This window comes from Rhodococcus sp. K11/5 (assembly GCF_055193735.1).
Map to the genome: position 1 here is coordinate 3849487 of NZ_CM143721.1, position 17675 is coordinate 3867161.

Below are 17675 nucleotides of genomic sequence, written 5' to 3' on the forward strand. Positions count from 1 at the left end.
CTAGCCACCGAGTGCGCTGGTCACTCCATGGCCCGGTGACCGGCCCACGGGAGTGCTTCCTCGAGTTGCGCCCCCAGCTGGAACAGCGTCGCCTCCCCCGCCACGGGACCGACGAACTGGATGCCGATCGGTAGCCCCGCCGGTGTCCGGAAGAGCGGCACGCTGACGGCCGGGCGGCCGGTGACGTTCGCGAGCTGAGTGAACGGCACCCAGGACAGATTGCGCAGCACGGCCTGACGCACCGCACCGACCCGGCCGAGCACCGCACCGGCCCCCACCCGCAGGGCGGCCGCACCGGCGATCCGTTCGACCGCCGAGGTCGCGTACCGGCCGATCGTCGGCGGCAGGGTGGCCAGCGTGGGGGTCATCAGCACGTCGTATCGACCGTGGAACTCGTCGAGCGCACGGCTGTGGGTGTGCCACCCGGCCAGCGCGCGTTCCAGTTCCACCGCGCCGATCGATCTCCCGATGGCGGCCATGACGCGGGTGTCGAACTCGAACCCGTCCCGGCCCTCGGACTCGAGCTCGTCGACGACCAGCGCGGCGTGGGCATACCAGGGAGTGAGAAAGTCCTGCGCCAGCGCGTCCTCGTCGTAGTCCGGCCGGACCTCCTCCACCACGTGCCCCAGCTCGGTGAGCAGCGCGCGAGCCTTGTCGAGCGCGTCGGACACCTCCGGGTCCGGACCGTCGGTCAGGGCCGAACGCCGCTGCACCCCGATGCGCAACGGGCGTACGGGGCGGTCCAGTGCTCCCAGATACCCGCCGTCGACCGACGCGAAGGCATACGGCGGGGCGACCGGATCGGTACCCGCCATGATGTCGAGGAAGGCGGCGCTGTCCCGGACCGTGCGGGACAGGACGCCGTCGACCGCGGACCCGTGCAGCAGCTCTCCCGACCCCGGACCGGCGGGAACCACTCCGCGGCCGGGCTTGAGGCCGAACAGGCCGCAACACGCCGCCGGAATGCGGATCGATCCGCCTCCGTCGCTGGCGCCCGCCACGGGAACGATGCCCGCGGCGACGGCCGCCGCGGCTCCCCCCGAGGACCCACCGGGGGTGCGCGCGGTGTCCCACGGGTTGCGGCACGGACCGTGCAGATCGGATTCGGTCACGCCCTTGGCGCCGAACTCGGGCACGTTCGTCCGACCGAACGGGACCACCCCGCTGTCCAGCCAGCGCTGCACGATCGTGTCCGTCTCCGCCGCGACCCGTCCGACGCAGGATCGTGAGCCCTCCGTGCCGGGAACGCCCTCCTGCTGCTGATGGAGGTCCTTGATCAGGAAGGGAACTCCCGCCATCGGACCGGCTAGCGGTCCCGCGGCGCGGGCGTCGGCGGCGGCGTCCTGCCAGGACACGATCGCGTTCAGCGCCGGGTTCACCTCGCGGGCGCGCTCGCGGGCCAGCGTCAGCAGCTCGGCGGGGGTGACCTCGCCCGCCCGCACGGCGGCGGCCAGGGACGTCGCGTCGAGGTCGCGGTACTCGTCGAATCTCACCGCCGGAACCTATCGAGGACCGACGTGGCCGCGCGGAGGATCCTTCTCGATTCGTGACTGGTGACCGCTGCGCGCGTCGGCACCCGGGCCGCGGCACCGACCGACGCGTTACGAACGTGTTAACGACGCGTTATCCTCGTCACATGGCCATGGCGCACGACCCCTTCCGCGAGCCCGCCCGGGACCACCCGCGCGAGCCCTGGCCGGACGGCTTCCGCGAACACCTCGAAGCCCAGCTGGACGGGTTCAGTGCGATCGTCACGCGGGCCCTCGCCGACAACGGGGCGTCGCTGTTCGGCGACGGCCCGTACGCACGGGAAAACGGCCGCGGGTTCGTGGCCAGAATCATGGTGTGGCTGCGCACCTGACCGGTGTGCGCAGGCGATTCGGTCTTCTGGACCGATCAAGACCCACCGGCACCTCGGGCGTAAGTTACCGTCGAGTATGACCAGCAACGAACAGCTTGCTCAGCACATCCGGACGACGCTCGACGGACGGTGGCGCGACGTCCGCAACGAGACCCGCGAACAGCTGTCGCGGCACGAGTTCGCACCGCATTACACGCCGAACACCGCGATCGCGCGCACCAAGGCGATGGAGCAACTGCGCATCCTCGCCGCGGCCGGCGCTGCGGAATCCGGTTTCGGCAAGACCGTCGGCGGTACCGGCGACATCGGCGCTGCGGTCACCATGATCGAGATGCTCGCGATGTCCGACCTGTCGCTGATGGTGAAGGCCGGCGTGCAGTGGGGCCTCTTTGGCGGTGCCATCGAGAACCTCGGCACCGAGAAGCACCACGAGCAGTTCATCAAGCCGCTCATCGACCTCGAGGTCCTCGGCTGCTTCGCGATGTCCGAGACCGGACACGGCAGCGACGTGCAGTCCATCGGCACCACCGCGACGTACGACGCGGACACGCAGGAATTCGTGATCAACACGCCCGACGAGTCCTGCCGCAAGGACTACATCGGCGGCGCGGCCGAGGCGGCCAAGTACGCCACCGTGTTCGCCCAGCTCATCACCGGCGGACCCGGCCAGGAGCCCGAGAGCGCCGGTGTGCACTGCTTCGTGGTGCAGATCCGCGACGAGAACTTCGGCACCGACATGCCGGGCGTGACCACCTACGACATCGGTTACAAGGGTGGCCTGCCCGGCGTCGACAACGGCCGGATCAGCTTCGACAACGTGCGCATCCCGCGCGAGAACATGCTGAACAAGATCGCCGACGTCGCCCCGGACGGCACCTACTCCTCGATCATCGACAACCCGAACCGGCGCTTCTTCACGATGCTCGGCACCCTCATCCGGGGCCGCATCACCGTCGGCGGATCGGCCGGCGCCGCGGCGCGGGTGGCCCTCACCATCGCCACGAAGTACGCGATGCAGCGCAAGCAGTTCAGCGCGCCGGGCACGGACGAGGAGGTCGTGATCATGGACTACCTCGTGCACCAGCGCCGCCTGCTCCCGCTGATCGCCAAGTCCTACGCTCTGCAGTTCGCGCAGAACGAGCTCGTGTCCAAGATGCACGACATCCAGAGCGCGGAGGAGCCCGACGCCACCGAGCAGCGCGAGCTCGAGGGCCGCGCGGCCGGACTCAAGGCCGCCAACACCTGGCACGCCACCCGGGCCATCCAGGAGTCCCGCGAGGCCTGCGGCGGCGCCGGGTATCTCGCGGAGAACCGGCTCATCGCGCTCAAGGCCGATTCCGACGTGTTCACCACGTTCGAGGGCGACAACACGGTGCTCACGCAGCTGGTCGCGAAGGAACTGCTCACCGCCTACGCCCACGAGGTGCGCTCGTTCGGCCCGGCCGACTGGGTGAAGTTCGCGGCCAACACCGTCGGTGACGTGGTGAAGAAGCGCACCGCGGCAGCGCCCATCATCCAGACGCTCGTGGACAGCCGTCAGGACAACGAGGAAGAGGGATCGCTGTTCAACCGCGGTACCCAGATCTCGATGTTCGAGGATCGCGAGGAGTACCTGATCTCCACCGCGGCCAAGCGACTGAACGGGCTCTCGAAGAAGATGAGCCAGTTCGAGGCCTTCAACCACGTGCAGGACCACATCCTGCACGCGGCGTCCGCACACGTCGATCGGGTGATTCTCGAAGCGTTCGTCGCGGGTATCGACAACTGCGAGGACGACGACGCGAAGGAACTGCTCGGCGAGGTCTGCGACCTCTACGCGCTGTCGGTCATCGACGCGGACAAGGCCTGGTTCGTCGAGCACCGGTTCCTCTCGACCGAGCGCTCCAAGGCCGTCACCCGCGGAATCAACGAGCGGTGCCGCACCCTGCGCCCGCACGCGCAGACGCTGATCGACGGCTTCGGTGTTCCCGAGGAGCTCCTCGGTGCCGCGATGCTCGCGGACGACGAGCCCGCCGAGGTCAAGGAATCCGTCACCAGCGCCTGACCGTTCGCGAACACGGCCGCATCGTCCGACGATGCGGCCGTTGTCGTGTCGGTGGGCGACTCAGCTCCGGACGAGGCGGGCGATCGCGTCGGACGCCTCCTTGACCTTCGCGTCGGCCTCGGGTCCACCCTCGCGCGCGGCGTCGAGAACGCACCCCGCCAGGTGGGCGTCGAGGAGCTTGAGGGACACCGACTGCAGGGCCTTCGTCACCGCGGAGACCTGGGTGAGAACGTCGATGCAGTAGCGATCGTCTGCGACCATGCGCGAGATGCCGGACACCTGGCCTTCGATACGGCGCAGGCGTTTGAGGAGGTCGTCCTGATCGAAGCCGCTCATACCCTCAATGTACCCCCCGGGGGTACGAACGCACGGCGATGAGCGCGTAGTACGCAGCGATCGTCCCGCACACCACGGAGGCGGCGATCCACGGTCCGGACACGAACGTCGCCGTGTAATCGACGGCCAGATCGCTGTCCAGGCCCGCCCGCGCCGGGATCGTGTCGATCACCCGGGCGTCGGAGTGGCCCTGTACGAACAGCACCACCGCGACGATCACGAACACCACCGCGATGGCTCCGTGGACGATCGCGCGCCTCACGAGGCGCTGCCGGGCACGCGTTCGAGCAGCAGTTCGCGCAGGGTCTCGTCGTCCTTGGCCCACGCCTGCACGATGCCTCCGCCGCGCAACTTCAGGCCGATGCCGGTGCGCTTGCGGGGCACCGACGACAATTCACCGAGCACGCGCGCGGTCTGCCAGCGCTCGTACTGGTTGTTCGTCTTCTCGTAGTCCGGCTCCGGGTACACCGTGACGATGTCCTTCAGGCTGACGTCCTCGGTTCCCTGACTCAACGTGGTGTCCGTGAGGATCACCGTCGCGTGCCGACGGGCAGCGACGATCTGCACGTACGTGAACAGCATCAGAACCAACGCGATGACGATCAGGCCGACGGTGTGGACGACCGGGCCGGTGTAGACCTCGACCACGTAGGCGACGCCGCAGAACGCGGGCCCCCAGGCCAGGGCGCGCCACCTGGCGCCGTACTCGGCGAAGACGGCGGGCTCGGTGACGTCGGGCTCGGTGCTGTGGGGTTCGCCGGCGGGGTGCTCGGCGGCGGGCTGGGGCTTCTCGACGTCGGCGGCGTCCGGATCCTCGGTCACCGGTCTGCTCCCACCGCGAACCAGCGCGAGGCGGACGGGCGATACACCAACGTCGACGCCACGAGGAAGCCCAGCCCACCGAACACGGCCAGCATCGGCACCAGGGCGAATCCCACCAGGGTCGAGCCCGGGAGGATCAGACCGGACATCACCGACAGCGTCACCAGCGCGCGGCGGTACCTGCGGTCCCCGCGCCGGCACGTGGGGCCGGTGAGAAACGCCACGACGGCCGCGACGATCACCGCGACCACGCCGTACCCCCGCAGGACCCTCAGCACGGCGTCGGCGTCGCCCGCGGTGCGGCCTGCGTCGACGAGACGTTCGCGGATGTCGTCCGCGGGAACGGTGAGCGAGAGGAGGGCGAGGAGGACGACCAGCACGGCCGACACGGTCCACACCCAGAACGCGGCGGTGACCACCGCGGGACGCACGCTGCTCGGCGTCGTGTCGAAATCGGTCACGAGACCATCTTGCCCGGCGATGCGTCGGGCCCTCCCGGTGGTCAGGAGAGAACGGCGGGAATCAGGACGGCGACGGCCGTCAGAACGGCGATGAGCACGAGAACCAGAAGGAGAAGGTTCTCCCGGCGCTGCCCGCCGCACGGGATGATGCGGGGATCCGCGGCCGGGATCGACGCGGGCCGGGCCCGGTCATCGCAGTCGGTGGCCCGCCGACCTCGGTGTCGAACCGGGCCCTGATCGATCTCCACGTGCTGTCGCCTCCGAACCGCTCGCCGACATCTCCTGTGACTACTGTCACCTTACCCCGGAGTAAGACGCGCGGCCAAGAATGGCCTCACTGCGAGTACCGCTCAGGCTCCCGAGAATCCGCTCGCGACGATCAGGATCACCACCGCGACGGCGCAGGTGAGCATGAGAAGGGCAAAGAGGGCACTGAGCACGTGCCGCTGGGGTTCGAGGTCACGCTGAGCCATCACGGTCCTTCCGGCGGTGGGTCCCGACCGAAAGAATCGTAACGCCTCACATGTAACTTACGTCACATCCGTATCAGCGTGTCGGTATGCGATGTACCCGAGCAGACTCGCTACTTCGGCGCCCGCTTCGAGAGGAAGTACTCGAGCGATTCCCGACGGTGCATCAGGTAGACCGCACCCGCGGCCAGCACGGCCTGCAGGATTCCCAGCACGGACGTCACCACGACGATGCCGCCGCCCAGCGATCCGAGTCCGAACAGGGTCGGCAGCGTCGTCACGACGACGATCACACCCACCGCGGTGAGCACCGTGCGTGCCCACAGCTTGCCCTCACGCATCTTCTTGACGACGAGGAGTACCAACCCCGCGATCAGCACTCCGAGCAGCAGGGACAGCACGAGCGCGGTCACCAGCACCCCGTCCGCCGTCTCCGCCGTCAGCGCGACGGATTGGTCGGCCGCCTGCATGTCGGCGAGCAACTGATCGAGAAACGCGTCACGGTCGGAGAAGAGCACCCACAGGCCGAGCACCATGCTGATCAGACCGAGGCCGACGACGCCCATCCACAGGTGCCGCGCGGTCTCGATGTCGACCGGCACGTCGCTCTCCGGCGGCTGGGCGGGGTGCATCGCGCTCGGCGGAAGCCCCTCGGGGTGCCAGTTGCCCTGCGGACGGTTCTGCTGCGGACCACCCTGTTGCCAACCACCCTGCTGCCAACCACCCTGCGGCGGACCACCCTGCTGCCAACCGCCGTGCTGCGGACCACCCTGCTGCCAACCGCCCTGCGGGGCGTCGAACCGGGGGTCCCCGGAGTTTCCGCCGGGCCGGTTCCGCTCGTCGTCGCCTCGTTCGTTCACAGCCGTCCCGCCAATTCCGTCGCCCAGTAGGTGAGCACGATGTCGGCTCCGGCTCGCCGGATACCGAGAATCGATTCGTGGATCGCGGCGTCGCGATCGATCCATCCGTTCTGCGCCGCCGCGGTGATCATCGCGTACTCACCCGAGATCTGATACGCCGCAACGGGAACGGGTGACACCTCCGCGACGTCGCGCAGGATGTCGAGGTAGCTCATGGCCGGCTTGACCATGACCATGTCCGCGCCCTCGGCGATGTCCAGATCCAGCTCGCGCATCGATTCCCGACGGTTGGCCGAATTCTGTTGGTAGGTGCGGCGATCGCCGATCAGCGTCGATCCCACGGCTTCGCGGAACGGACCGTAGAACGCGGACGCGTACTTGGCGGTGTAGGCGAGTTGGCCGACGTCGGCGAACCCGGCGGTGTCCAGACCCTCGCGGATCGCACCGATCTGCCCGTCCATCATGCCGCTCGGTCCGAGGAGGTGCGCGCCCGATTCGGCCTGTGCCACCGCCATGTCCACGTAGCGCACCAGCGTGGCGTCGTTGTCGACGCCACCGTCCGCCGCGAGCACACCGCAGTGGCCGTGATCGGTGAACTCGTCGAGGCACGTGTCGGCCATGATGACCGTCTCGTCACCGAGATCGTCACGAAGTCGACGAAGTCCGCGGTTGAGGATGCCGTCGGGATCGGAGGCTAGAGATCCCTGCCCGTCCTTGTCCTCCGGACGCGGGACACCGAACAGCATGACGCCCCCGACGCCGGCCCGGACGGCCTCGTCCGCGGCGGCGCTCAGCGAGTCGAGCGTGTGCTGGACGACGCCGGGCATCGACGAGATCTCCCGCGGAGCGTCGAGACCGTCGGCGACGAACATCGGGAGCACCAGGTGCCGTGGCTCGAGGGAGACCTCCGCCACCAACCTGCGCAGAGCCGGGGTGCGACGCAATCGCCGCGGCCGGTCGGTCGGGAACATGCTTCCTCACTTCGTTCGGCCGTGCGCCCGGTGCACATCCGTGGGTGCGCGTCGGGCGCACGGGGTGCGTCAGCGCCGGCGGGACTTCTTGCGCGGCGGCGGCAGAGCGCCCTCGGCGCGCAACCGGGCCGCGTGCTCGGCGAGCGCCTCGACCAGCGGTCCGACCTGAGCCGTCTCGGGCTGCACGTCCACCCGCAGGCCGAACTCGACGGCCGTCTCGGCGGTCTTCGGTCCGATGCAGGCGACGAGCGTGCGGGCGTGGGGCTTGCCCGCGATGCCGACCAGGTTGCGCACGGTGGAACTCGACGTGAAGCACACGGCGTCGAATCCACCCGTCTTGATCATCTCGCGCGTCTCGGCGGCCGGCGGAGCAGCGCGCACGGTGCGGTAGGCGGTGACGTCGTCGATCTCCCAGCCGCGCTCGCGCAGGCCCTCGGCCAACGTCTCGGTCGCGATGTCGGCGCGCGGCAACAGCACCCGGTTGACGGGGTCGAAGACCTCGTCGTACGGGGGGAAGTCCTCGAGCAGACCGAGCGAGCTCTGCTCACCCGCGGGCACCAGTTCGGGGTTGATGCCGAACGAGCGCACCTTCGCGGCGGTGGCCTCGCCGACGCAGGCGATCTTGACGCCGGAGAACGCGCGAGCGTCCAGGCCGAACTCCTCGAACTTCTCCCACACCGCGCGCACCGCGTTGGTGGAGGTGAAGACGACCCACTGGTAGCGGCCGTCGACCAGACCCTTCACCGAACGTTCCATCTGCGCGGGGCTGCGCGGGGGCTCGACGGCGATGGTGGGGACCTCGATGGGGATTGCGCCGTGCGTGACCAGGCGGTCGCTCATCTCGCCGGCCTGATCCTTGGTCCGCGGCACCAGCACGGTCCAGCCGTACAGGGCGCGGCTCTCCCACCAGGACATCTTGCTGCGCTGCGAGACGACCTTGCCCACGGTGATCACGAGGGAACCGACCAGGTCCGCGCCCGCGTCGTTGAGCGAGGCCAGGGTGGCCTCGACGGTGCGCTGCTGGCGCGTCGTGCCGCGGACGGTGATGGCGACGGGTGTCTGCGGCGCGAGACCGTGTTCGACCAGGGCGCTCGCCGTCTCCGCCAGGTGACCGGCGGTGGCGTGCAGCACGAGCGGACCCGGCGCGGCGGCCAGCGCCGCCCAGTTCACGTCGCCGCGCACGTCGGCCTCGGTGTGCTCCGAGCCGAGGGCCATGCCCGCGTAGCTCGGCACGGCGGAGCCGGCCGGCAGACCGGGGAGGACCTCGAACTGCACCTGGGTGCGCGCGACGGCCGTGACCTCGGCGATCACCGAATCGGTGGTCAGCGGGTCACCGGAGACCAGACGAACGACGTCGTGGCCGTTCTTGGCCTCGGCGACCAGGGTCTTGGCGACCTCGGCGGGCTCCCCCAGCGCCGGACGCACGTCGACGCCGGTCTCCCCGGTCTCGGGGTCACGCGGAAGGCCGGAGCCGACGAGCGCGATGACACCCTTGTCGACGTCGGGGTCGGTGAAGGCGAGTTCGGCACAGTTCAGAGCGTCGCGGGCGCGCACGGTGAGCAGAGCCGGGTCACCGGGTCCCGAGCCCACGAACAGGATCCGTCCCGGCGTGCTCTTACGGGTGGGGCTCATGGTGTGTTCTCCAGTGCAGTGTCGTTACGAAAGGCAGTGTGGCTGCGGTACGTGATGGTGATCGCGGTGACCGGACCGCGTTTCGGGATCACCCGCGACGTCGCGATGCGCTCGGTCCGCCCGATCGGCGGTGTCGCCCTGCGTCTGGCTCGTCCGGGCGCCACCGTGCCGCGGTGGACCAGCGTTCGTGGTTCACGCATCGGGTGCCTCGGTCGTGTCGGAGTCGGCCGCACGCGGCTCGGTGATCGCGACCAGGTCGCGAGCTCCGAGGTCGAGAAGTTCGCGGGCCACCGATCGGCCCAACTCCTCCGCGTCGGCGACGGCCCCGACGGTCGACGCCTTGATGACGTCGGAACCGTCGAGTGCGGCGGCGCACCCACGCAGCGAGAGCTCCTCGAAGATGCGACCGTCCTCGTCGATGGACTCGACCACCTCGGCGATCGCACCCACGGGGGCGGTGCATCCTGCCTCCAGTTCGGCCAGCAGTGCACGCTCGGCGGTGACGCACGCGCGCGCCGCGGACTCGTTCAGGGTGTTCAGCACCGCGGCGAGATCGTGGTCGTCCGAACGACATTCGATCGCCAGGGCTCCCTGCGCGGGGGCAGGGAGGAACTGCACGGGCTCGAGCGCCTCGGTCACCACGTCCAACCGGTCGATCCGGGCGAGGCCGGCGCGGGCGACGACCACGGCGTCGAGCTCGCCCTTGGCGACCTTGCCGATGCGGGTGTCGAGGTTTCCGCGCAACGGGCGCACGTCGAGCCCCAGGCCCAGGGCCCGCAGCTGCGCGACGCGGCGAGGCGCCGAGGTACCGACGGTCGATCCCGCGGGAAGTTCCCCCAGCACCAGGCCGTCCCGCGCGACCAGGGCGTCGCGGGAGTCCTCGCGCTCCGGCACGGCGGCGATGACGAACCGCTCGTCCTCCGCGGTCGGAAGATCCTTGTACGAGTGCACGGCGACATCGATCGTCTTGTCCGCCAACGCTTCCCGCAGGGCAGCGACGAACACGCCGACGCCGATCTCCTGCACGGGGGCCGCCGACTTGTCGCCGGCCGTCGTCACGACGACCAACTCGGTCTGCACGCCGGTCGCGGTGATCGCGGCGCGCACGGTCTCGGCCTGGGTGGTCGCGAGGAGGCTCCCGCGGGTGCCGATGCGCACGACGCGGTCACCGAGCGGCCCGGCGTTCGCCCGAGTCTCGGTGTCGGACTGCGTCATTCGTCGAACTCCCCACGGTCGGTGAAATCGTCGGCCAGGGCCGCGACGGCGTCGGGTCCGACCTCCATCGGCGAGGCCACGGCCTGCACGGTGCCCGGCGAGAGCTCGAAGAGTTCCCGGAGCGCCTCGGCGTACGAGTCGCCACCGGGCGTGGTGGCCAGTTGCTTGACGCGCACCGTCGGGGCGTGGAGGAGCTTGTCCACCACGCGCCGGACCGTGCGGGCGACCTCGTCGCGCTGCGGATCGGCCAGGCCGGGCAGCCGGGAATCGAGTCGCATCAACTCGGACTCGACGACCTCGGCCGCACGCTGACGCAGCGCCGTGACGGTGGGAGTGACCTCGGCCAGACGCTGACCGGACAGGTAGGAGGCAAGTTCGCGCGCGACGATCTCGCGGGCGGCCCGCTCGTCCGACGCGGCCGCACCGGCCGCGGGATCTCGCTGCAGCGTCTCCATGTCCATGACGGTCACGCCGGGCAGGCCGGCCACCGCGGTCTCGACGTCGCGGGGAAGACCCAGGTCGCAGATGACCAGGGGACGGGCGACGGTGTCGCGTCGGGCCAGGGCCCGGTGGACGTCGGCGATGGTGACGACGGCACCCACGGCGCCGGTACAGGTGACGAGGACGTCGACGTCGGCGAGCGCGTCGGACAGATCGTCGAGCGCGACGGCACGCGACTCGACGCCGCCCGCGGCCGCGGTGTCGGCCAGGTGCTGTGCGCGCGCCTCGGTCCGGTTGGCCACCGTGATGGACGCGATTCCGGTCCGCGTCAGGTGGGCGACGGCGAGGCCGCCCATCGCGCCCGCGCCGAGCACCAACGCGCGGCGACCGACCAGGCTGCCGAACACCTCGCCGGCTCGGTCGAGCGCCACGGACACCACGGAGGCGCCCGCCTTGTCGATACCGGTCTCCGAGTGGACCTTCTTGCCCACCCGAAGCGCCTGCTGCGCGAGCTCGTGCATCGCGCGGCCCGAGGCCTGCTGGCCGTCGGACGCGGCGTAGGCGGCGCGGATCTGGCCGAGGATCTGCTGCTCGCCGATCACCATCGAGTCGAGTCCGCCGGCCACGGCGAACAGGTGCTCGGCGGCGGCCTCGCTGTATCGGACGTACGCGTACCGGGTGAGGTCGGACAGATCGAGACCGGAGTGCTCGGACAGCAGGGCCCCGAGGTCGGTCAGCGCGCCGTGGAAGGCGTCGACGACGGCGTAGACCTCGACGCGGTTGCACGTCGACACGATCATCACTTCGGACACGTGCGGCGAGAGCATGATGCGATCGGTGAGTTTCGGTCGCTCCGTGTCGCTGATCGCGACGCGTTCGAGAACCGAGACGGGAGCGCTTCGATGCGAAATCCCGAGGAGAAGGACACTCACGGTGTGATCACCGATCCGTTTCTACTGACGAAGGACTGAGATGCGAGCGGCGCTGCTGTGTCGAACGGCGCTGCATTCTCGTGCGGTGGTGCGGTCTCGGGGGTGAGGTACACCCGGGGGGAGCTCGCAGAGCAGGGGACCGTAACCTGGGCGAGGACGGTCGTACGACGTGCGGCACCGACACTCGGGCGCAGTTCGATCACGTCGCTGGCTCCTCGTCCGACCGACCGCGGTGCGCGGATGCGATCTACACGGTGGTCCACCTCGAACGACCTTCTGAGCCGCTCTCGTCGGTGGTCACGCCTGATTTCCTTCATCCACGTTAACCGTTCGAAACGCGATGAACAAAGTCGCTCGACGGTGTAGTACGATCCGCGACCGCTCTTTTTGCTAGGGAGCGCCGAGATCGCGCCGCAACCGCGGCACGTCGACGTCCCAGTAACTGTGTTCGCGGCCGTCGAGCAACACCACGGGAAGCCGGTCTCCGTACTCCGCCCGCAGGTCAGGGTCGCGAACGGCGGCCTCGTCCACGTCGATCACGGTGACGTCGGCACCCAGCTCGACACACAGCGGGGTCAGGACCTCCAGCGCGGCGACGCACGCACCGCATCCGGCTCGAGTCAGCAATGTCACCCGCGGAGTGCGAGCGATCCCCGTGATTCCGGGTGTCCCCGATGTTCCAGATGTCATAGTCCACAGCCTTCCACTCCCGTCGGTGCTCGCGGCTAGGGTGGGTCGGACACGGCTCGTGCGTGCGGGTCGGAACAGATGGGGAGGTGCGCATGTCCGACGAATCGATGTCGCCGGAGAAGATGGATGCGTCCCGGACCCGTCGCCGCATCCGCAATCCCCTCGGGCCCACGGCGGCCCAGCTCCGCGCCACCCTGGCCGGCGAGGCCAGCGCCGACGCCGCGATCGCGCTGCAGGCCGAGAACGGCGGGTCGGAGGACGATCGCCCCAGCTCCGTCCCGCGAGACCTCACCGCCGCCGCCTTCTTCGACGTGGACAACACGATGGTGCAGGGCGCCTCGATCATCCACTTCGCGCGCGGCCTCGCGGCCCGCAAGTACTTCACCACCGCCGACGTCCGGGAGTTCGCCTGGCAGCAGATCAAGTTCCGCGTCAGCGGCAAGGAGAACCTGGGTGACGTGAGCACGGGCCGCGAGAAGGCCCTGTCCTTCGTGGAGGGCCGCTCGACGGCCGAGATCGTCCGGCTGGGCGAGGAGATCTACGACGAGGTGATCGCGGACCGCATCTGGGCCGGCACGCGCGCCCTGGCGCAGATGCACCTCGACGCCGGGCAGCAGGTGTGGCTGGTCACGGCCACCCCCGTGGAACTGGCGTCGATCATCGCCAAGCGGCTGGGCTTCACGGGCGCGCTCGGGACCGTCGCCGAGAGCGTCGACGGCGTCTTCACCGGCCGCCTGGTCGGCGACATCCTCCACGGGCGCGGCAAGGCGCACGCCGTCCGCACCCTGGCCGTCCGCGAGGGCCTGGACCTGCGTCGATGCACCGCCTACTCGGACAGTCACAACGACGTCCCGATGCTCTCCCTCGTGGGAACCGCCGTCGCCGTCAACCCCGACGCGGACCTCCGCGAGCTCGCCAAGAACCGCGGCTGGGAGGTGCGAGATTTCCGCACCGGACGCAAGGCCGCGAAGATCGGCGTGCCCACCGCCCTCGCGCTCGGCGCCGTCGGCGGCGGAGTCGCCGCCGTGCTCGGCCGTCGGAATCCATGACCCGACGCGTCGTCGTCGTCGGCGCGGGAGTCGGCGGCCTCGCCACCGCGGCCCGGCTGGCCCACCGCGGCTTCGCGGTCACGGTTCTCGAGCAGGCGGCCACCCTCGGCGGAAAACTGGGGACGTTCGAGCGCGACGGTTTCGTGTTCGACACCGGCCCGTCGCTGGTCACGATGCCCCATGTGTTCGACGCTCTCTTCGCCGAGACGGGCGGGCCCTCCGACCTGGCGTTCGAGCGGCTCGAGGTGGCGTGCCGGTACCGCTTCCCCGACGGCGTCGTCCTCGACCTCCCGGGACGCGAAGCCGACATCCCCGCGGCCCTCGACGCCGCCCTCGGGGCGGGACGCGGCGCGCAGTGGTCCGCGTTCGCCGCTCGCGCGGAACGGATCTGGGACGCCACGCACGACGCGTTCCTCGAGTCCCCCATCGGTCCCCGTGAGCTCCTGTCCCTGTCCCGACGTGTCGGCGATCTGAAGAACATCGCGCCGTGGCAGTCGCTGCGCGGACTCGGCAGCCGGTATCTGACCGACCCGCGCCTGGCGATGATGCTCGATCGCTACGCCACCTACACCGGCTCGGATCCGCGCCGGGCGCCGGCGGCGCTGGCCACCGTTCCGCACGTGGAGCAGCGGTGGGGTTCGTGGCACGTCCCCGGCGGACTGCACCGCATCGCCGACGAGATCGCCTCTCGAGCAACGAGTCTGGGTGCAGAGATTCGTACCGGCGTCGAGGTGCTCGGCATCGAGACCGCCGCGCACGGTGTGACGGGAGTGCGCACGTCGACGGGATTCGTCCCCGCCGATCTGGTCGTGGCCAACGCCGACGCGGAGCAGGTCTACCGATCGTTGCTGCCCGCGTCCGCCGGTCGCGGCACGGCCCTCGCTCGACGCCGGCTGTCGGCCACCACCGCGTCGTTGTCGGGGTTCGTGGTGCTGGTGGCGCTGCGCGGTCGCGACGAGACCACCCCGCACCACCGCGTGCTGTTCCCCGAGAACTACGACGACGAGTTCGACGCCGTGTTCGGCACCCGCACCCGGCCCGCGCACCCGGCCGCGTCCCCCACCGTCTACGTGAGTGCACCCGACGATCCCGCCCTGGTCCCGGACGGCGACAGCGAGGCGTGGTTCGTCCTGGTCAACGCCGCACGGCACGGCACCGGGTCGCGCTCACTGGTGGACTGGGACGCACCCGGTCTGGCCGAGAGCTACGCCGATCGGATCCTCGACATCATGGCCGAGCGCGGCGTCGACGTCCGCGGACGCGTGCTGTGGCGCGAGATCATCAGCCCGGCGGATCTCCAGCGCCGCACCATGACACCGGGCGGCTCGATCTACGGCACCTCGTCCAACGGTGCGGCCGCGGCCTTCCTGCGCCCGGCCAACCGCACCCCGGTGCCCGGACTGTTCCTGGTCGGAGGGTCGTCGCACCCCGGTGGTGGTCTGCCGCTGGTCACCCTGTCCGCGCAGATCGTGGACGGGTTGGTGGGCTGAGCGCGAGTCCTGGACTGCGCCCTCCCCCGCGCACCCTGCAGCGTCTTGCGCACCGTGCAGCGTGCGCAGAGCGCTGGACGGTGCGCGAGCGGCGGGGCGCCGACCCGCGTCAGCCCAGAAACACGTTCCGCCGACGCGCGAGCAACCGGTACAGCGTCTGCTGAATGGTCTCGCGCACGCGGTCGGTGACCTCGAAGAGTTCCATCGGATCGTCGGCCGCGGACGGTTCGTACGAGCTGGTGTCGATGGGCTCGCCGAACTCGATGATCCACTTGGACGGCATCGGAATCAGTCCGAGCGGCCCGAAATGCGGGAAGAGCGGCGTCACCGGGAAGTACGGCATTCCCAGCACCCGCGCGAGCGTCGTCAGGTCACCGATCTTGGGATAGATCTCCTCCGACCCCACGATGGAGCACGGAATGATCGGCGTCTGTGTGCGCAGCGCGGCCGAGACGAAGCCGCCGCGGCCGAAGCGCTGCAGCTTGTACCGCTCGCTGAACGGCTTGCCGATCCCCTTGAAGCCTTCCGGGAAGACGCCGACCACCTCGCCCTTACGGAGCAGGCGCTCGGCGTCGGGCTGGCACGCCAGGGTGTGTCCGGCGCGGCGGGCGACGACGCCGGCGACGGGCATCTCGAATGCGAGGTCGGCCGCGAGCAACCTCAGCGCGCGTTTCTGCGGATGGTGATCGCGCATCGCGACGGTCGCCATCAGCCCGTCGAGCGGAATGACGCCGGCATGGTTCGACACGACGAGGGCGCCGCCGTCGGCCGGCACGTTCTCGATGCCGCGGATCTCGACACGGAACCACTTGTCGAACAGCGGCCGCAGAGCGGGAAGCCAGATGTTGTCGGCGAAGTGGGGGTCGTATCCGAACTCGTCGACCTCGTAGTCGCCGGCCATCCGGGTCCGCAGGAAGTCGGCCGACCCGGCGACCTGATCCACCAGGGTGCGTCGTACCTGTTCGAGGATCGACGAGAAGCCGTCTCCGGTGACCGGCTCCACCGCGGTGACGGGTTCGGCCGCGTCGGCGTACGAGGACGGGTGACGGCCTCGGACCTCGTCGGGATGGCTGGCCGCCATGGACGGAAGCGGGCGATCGGACGACTTACCGTGCAGCTGAATCACTTTCGCCACGTCACTCACTCCTTCCCCCGGTAGGCACCGGTACCAACGCGGGCGCCGCGGGCCGGCGCTCCCCCAACAGTGAGATCACGCGGGATTCGAGGGCATCGACCCATTCGGACCGAACGACGGGGCTCAGCGAGACACCGCGGACGAAATCGTCGAACGCCTGGACCGTCGTCCATCGCGGGGTGAAGCCGAGAACGTTCTTCATTCGGGTGTTGTCCACGCCGCAGCCGAAGTCGAAGTACTCGAGCTGTTCGGTGGACAGGCCGCGCATGAGCGATCCCATCACGGCCTGACCGGTGGTCTTGAACAGCGAGAACGGCACCGGCAGCTCCACGCGGCCCGCCCGGCGGATGGCCTGGGAGAGCATGATGACGCCGTCGGCGGCGATGTTGAACGTGCCGGCCGGGCCGGACACGGTGGCCCGCTCGAGGGCGGACAGCGCATCCTCCTCGTGCAGCAGCTGCATCCGGGCGTCCCGACCGAAGACGGTGGGGATCACGGGCGAGGTGAGGTAACGCGAGACGGTGCCATTGAGCCGCGGGCCGATCATCGGGGCGTTGCGCACGATGGTGACGTCGATGTCGGGCCGGCGGCGACTCAGCCCGCGCGCGTACCCCTCGGTCTCCATGGTGTCGCGCGCGAAGGCGCCGCGTAGCCGGGTTCTCGCCGCCATCTCCTCGGTGAAGAGCGCGGGATCCTTGGCGCTGCAGCCGTAGACGGCGGTGGAGGAGCGCAACACGACGCGGCGCACCGTCGGCGATTTCTGGCACACCGCGAACAGCTGCATCGCTCCGAGGACGTTGAGGTCCTTCATGACGGTGCGTCCGCCGCCGCCGGGCGGGCGGGAGATGAGCGACGCATGCACCACGGTGTCGACCCCGGCGTTGCGAATGACTTTGCCGATCAACGGATTTCGAATGTCGGCGCGCACGAATTCGGCGCGACCCATCCGTCGGATCATGTCCTTGGTCGGGGCCACGGCGTCCACCGCGATGACCCGCTCGACGTCGGGATTCTGGGCGAGGCGCATCGTCAGATATCCGCCGAGGAACCGGCTGGCTCCCGTCACCAGGACGACGCGAGGCGTGCCGCGTCCGTCGTCGCTGTCGCTCACCGGATCCCCTCACCGTCGTGTCCGACCATGGTGTCACGAACCCGAGCGGGCCGCCGACTCTCCACCGAAGCACCCCCCACGGGCCGTACCGGCTGCTTTCTCACCCTGCACACCCGGCTCACGGGTGAGCGAAGATCCCTCCGCACACACGTCTG

The 17675-nt window shown here is 69.8% G+C and carries 19 protein-coding genes; 4 read left to right on the plus strand and 15 right to left on the minus strand.

Annotation, left to right across the window (positions count from 1 at the left end; genetic code table 11):
* Nucleotides 1–20 precede the first annotated feature (20 nt).
* Nucleotides 21–1493 carry an amidase gene (locus tag ACY466_RS17890; RefSeq protein ID WP_463247215.1) on the minus strand — a complete coding sequence of 491 codons (1473 nt, stop codon included), beginning with the start codon at nt 1491–1493 and terminating at the stop codon, nt 21–23.
* 143 nt (nt 1494–1636) lie between these two features.
* Between ACY466_RS17890 and ACY466_RS17895 the strand changes: the two genes are divergently transcribed.
* Nucleotides 1637–1861 (plus strand): hypothetical protein, encoded by a 225-nt coding sequence (locus ACY466_RS17895; protein ID WP_463247218.1) that lies wholly within the window; start codon nt 1637–1639, stop codon nt 1859–1861.
* 76 nt (nt 1862–1937) lie between these two features.
* Nucleotides 1938–3905, plus strand: a complete 1968-nt coding sequence (locus ACY466_RS17900; protein WP_463247222.1) for an acyl-CoA dehydrogenase family protein — start codon at nt 1938–1940, stop codon at nt 3903–3905.
* Between the two features lie 60 nt (nt 3906–3965).
* On the opposite strand, the gene ACY466_RS17905 is transcribed toward ACY466_RS17900, so the two are convergent.
* The 12 genes from ACY466_RS17905 to ACY466_RS17960 form a co-directional block, all read right to left on the minus strand.
* Nucleotides 3966–4241, minus strand: coding sequence for a metal-sensitive transcriptional regulator (locus tag ACY466_RS17905; RefSeq protein WP_463247226.1), 276 nt, complete (start codon nt 4239–4241; stop codon nt 3966–3968).
* A gap of 4 nt (nt 4242–4245) precedes the next feature.
* The gene (locus tag ACY466_RS17910; RefSeq protein ID WP_463247230.1) at nt 4246–4503 is read right to left on the minus strand and encodes a hypothetical protein; all 258 of its coding nucleotides are present in this window, start codon (nt 4501–4503) and stop codon (nt 4246–4248) included.
* Nucleotides 4500–4925: a hypothetical protein gene (locus ACY466_RS17915; protein WP_463252344.1), complete on the minus strand. Its 426-nt coding sequence runs from the start codon at nt 4923–4925 to the stop codon at nt 4500–4502. The genes ACY466_RS17910 and ACY466_RS17915 overlap by 4 nt, the downstream gene beginning before the upstream one ends.
* Nucleotides 4926–5059: 134 nt before the next feature.
* The gene (locus tag ACY466_RS17920; protein WP_463247233.1) at nt 5060–5524 is read right to left on the minus strand and encodes a hypothetical protein; all 465 of its coding nucleotides are present in this window, start codon (nt 5522–5524) and stop codon (nt 5060–5062) included.
* 41 nt (nt 5525–5565) lie between these two features.
* The gene (locus ACY466_RS17925; RefSeq protein ID WP_463247236.1) at nt 5566–5772 is read right to left on the minus strand and encodes a hypothetical protein; all 207 of its coding nucleotides are present in this window, start codon (nt 5770–5772) and stop codon (nt 5566–5568) included.
* Between the two features lie 102 nt (nt 5773–5874).
* Complete coding sequence (locus ACY466_RS17930; protein WP_463247239.1) at nt 5875–5997, minus strand: hypothetical protein; 123 nt, start codon at nt 5995–5997, stop codon at nt 5875–5877.
* A 110-nt stretch (nt 5998–6107) separates the two neighbouring features.
* The gene (locus tag ACY466_RS17935; RefSeq protein WP_463247242.1) at nt 6108–6854 is read right to left on the minus strand and encodes a hypothetical protein; all 747 of its coding nucleotides are present in this window, start codon (nt 6852–6854) and stop codon (nt 6108–6110) included.
* Nucleotides 6851–7825 (minus strand): porphobilinogen synthase, encoded by a 975-nt coding sequence (hemB, locus tag ACY466_RS17940; protein WP_463247246.1) that lies wholly within the window; start codon nt 7823–7825, stop codon nt 6851–6853. The genes ACY466_RS17935 and hemB overlap by 4 nt, the downstream gene beginning before the upstream one ends.
* Before the next feature lie 69 nt (nt 7826–7894).
* On the minus strand, nt 7895–9457 hold the full coding sequence (locus tag ACY466_RS17945; protein ID WP_463247250.1) for a bifunctional uroporphyrinogen-III C-methyltransferase/uroporphyrinogen-III synthase: 1563 nt from the start codon (nt 9455–9457) through the stop codon (nt 7895–7897).
* A gap of 192 nt (nt 9458–9649) precedes the next feature.
* Nucleotides 9650–10672: a hydroxymethylbilane synthase gene (gene hemC, locus ACY466_RS17950; RefSeq protein WP_463247253.1), complete on the minus strand. Its 1023-nt coding sequence runs from the start codon at nt 10670–10672 to the stop codon at nt 9650–9652.
* Complete coding sequence (locus ACY466_RS17955) at nt 10669–12045, minus strand: glutamyl-tRNA reductase (protein WP_463247257.1); 1377 nt, start codon at nt 12043–12045, stop codon at nt 10669–10671. Before ACY466_RS17955 ends, hemC begins: the two co-directional genes overlap by 4 nt.
* A 390-nt stretch (nt 12046–12435) precedes the next feature.
* A complete protein-coding gene (locus ACY466_RS17960) occupies nt 12436–12735 on the minus strand; it encodes a glutaredoxin family protein (RefSeq protein ID WP_463247262.1) in 300 nt (99 codons plus the stop codon).
* A gap of 122 nt (nt 12736–12857) precedes the next feature.
* Here ACY466_RS17960 and ACY466_RS17965 point away from each other — a divergent pair, with 122 nt between their 5' ends.
* Both ACY466_RS17965 and ACY466_RS17970 read left to right on the plus strand, forming a co-directional pair.
* The gene (locus tag ACY466_RS17965) at nt 12858–13784 is read left to right on the plus strand and encodes an HAD family hydrolase (protein ID WP_463252345.1); all 927 of its coding nucleotides are present in this window, start codon (nt 12858–12860) and stop codon (nt 13782–13784) included.
* A complete protein-coding gene (locus ACY466_RS17970; protein ID WP_463247266.1) occupies nt 13781–15274 on the plus strand; it encodes a phytoene desaturase family protein in 1494 nt (497 codons plus the stop codon). The genes ACY466_RS17965 and ACY466_RS17970 overlap by 4 nt, the downstream gene beginning before the upstream one ends.
* A gap of 109 nt (nt 15275–15383) precedes the next feature.
* On the opposite strand, the gene ACY466_RS17975 is transcribed toward ACY466_RS17970, so the two are convergent.
* Both ACY466_RS17975 and ACY466_RS17980 read right to left on the minus strand, forming a co-directional pair.
* Nucleotides 15384–16418, minus strand: a complete 1035-nt coding sequence (locus ACY466_RS17975; RefSeq protein WP_463247270.1) for a lysophospholipid acyltransferase family protein — start codon at nt 16416–16418, stop codon at nt 15384–15386.
* Nucleotides 16411–17520, minus strand: a complete 1110-nt coding sequence (locus tag ACY466_RS17980) for an NAD-dependent epimerase/dehydratase family protein (RefSeq protein WP_463247273.1) — start codon at nt 17518–17520, stop codon at nt 16411–16413. Before ACY466_RS17980 ends, ACY466_RS17975 begins: the two co-directional genes overlap by 8 nt.
* Nucleotides 17521–17675 lie beyond the last annotated feature (155 nt).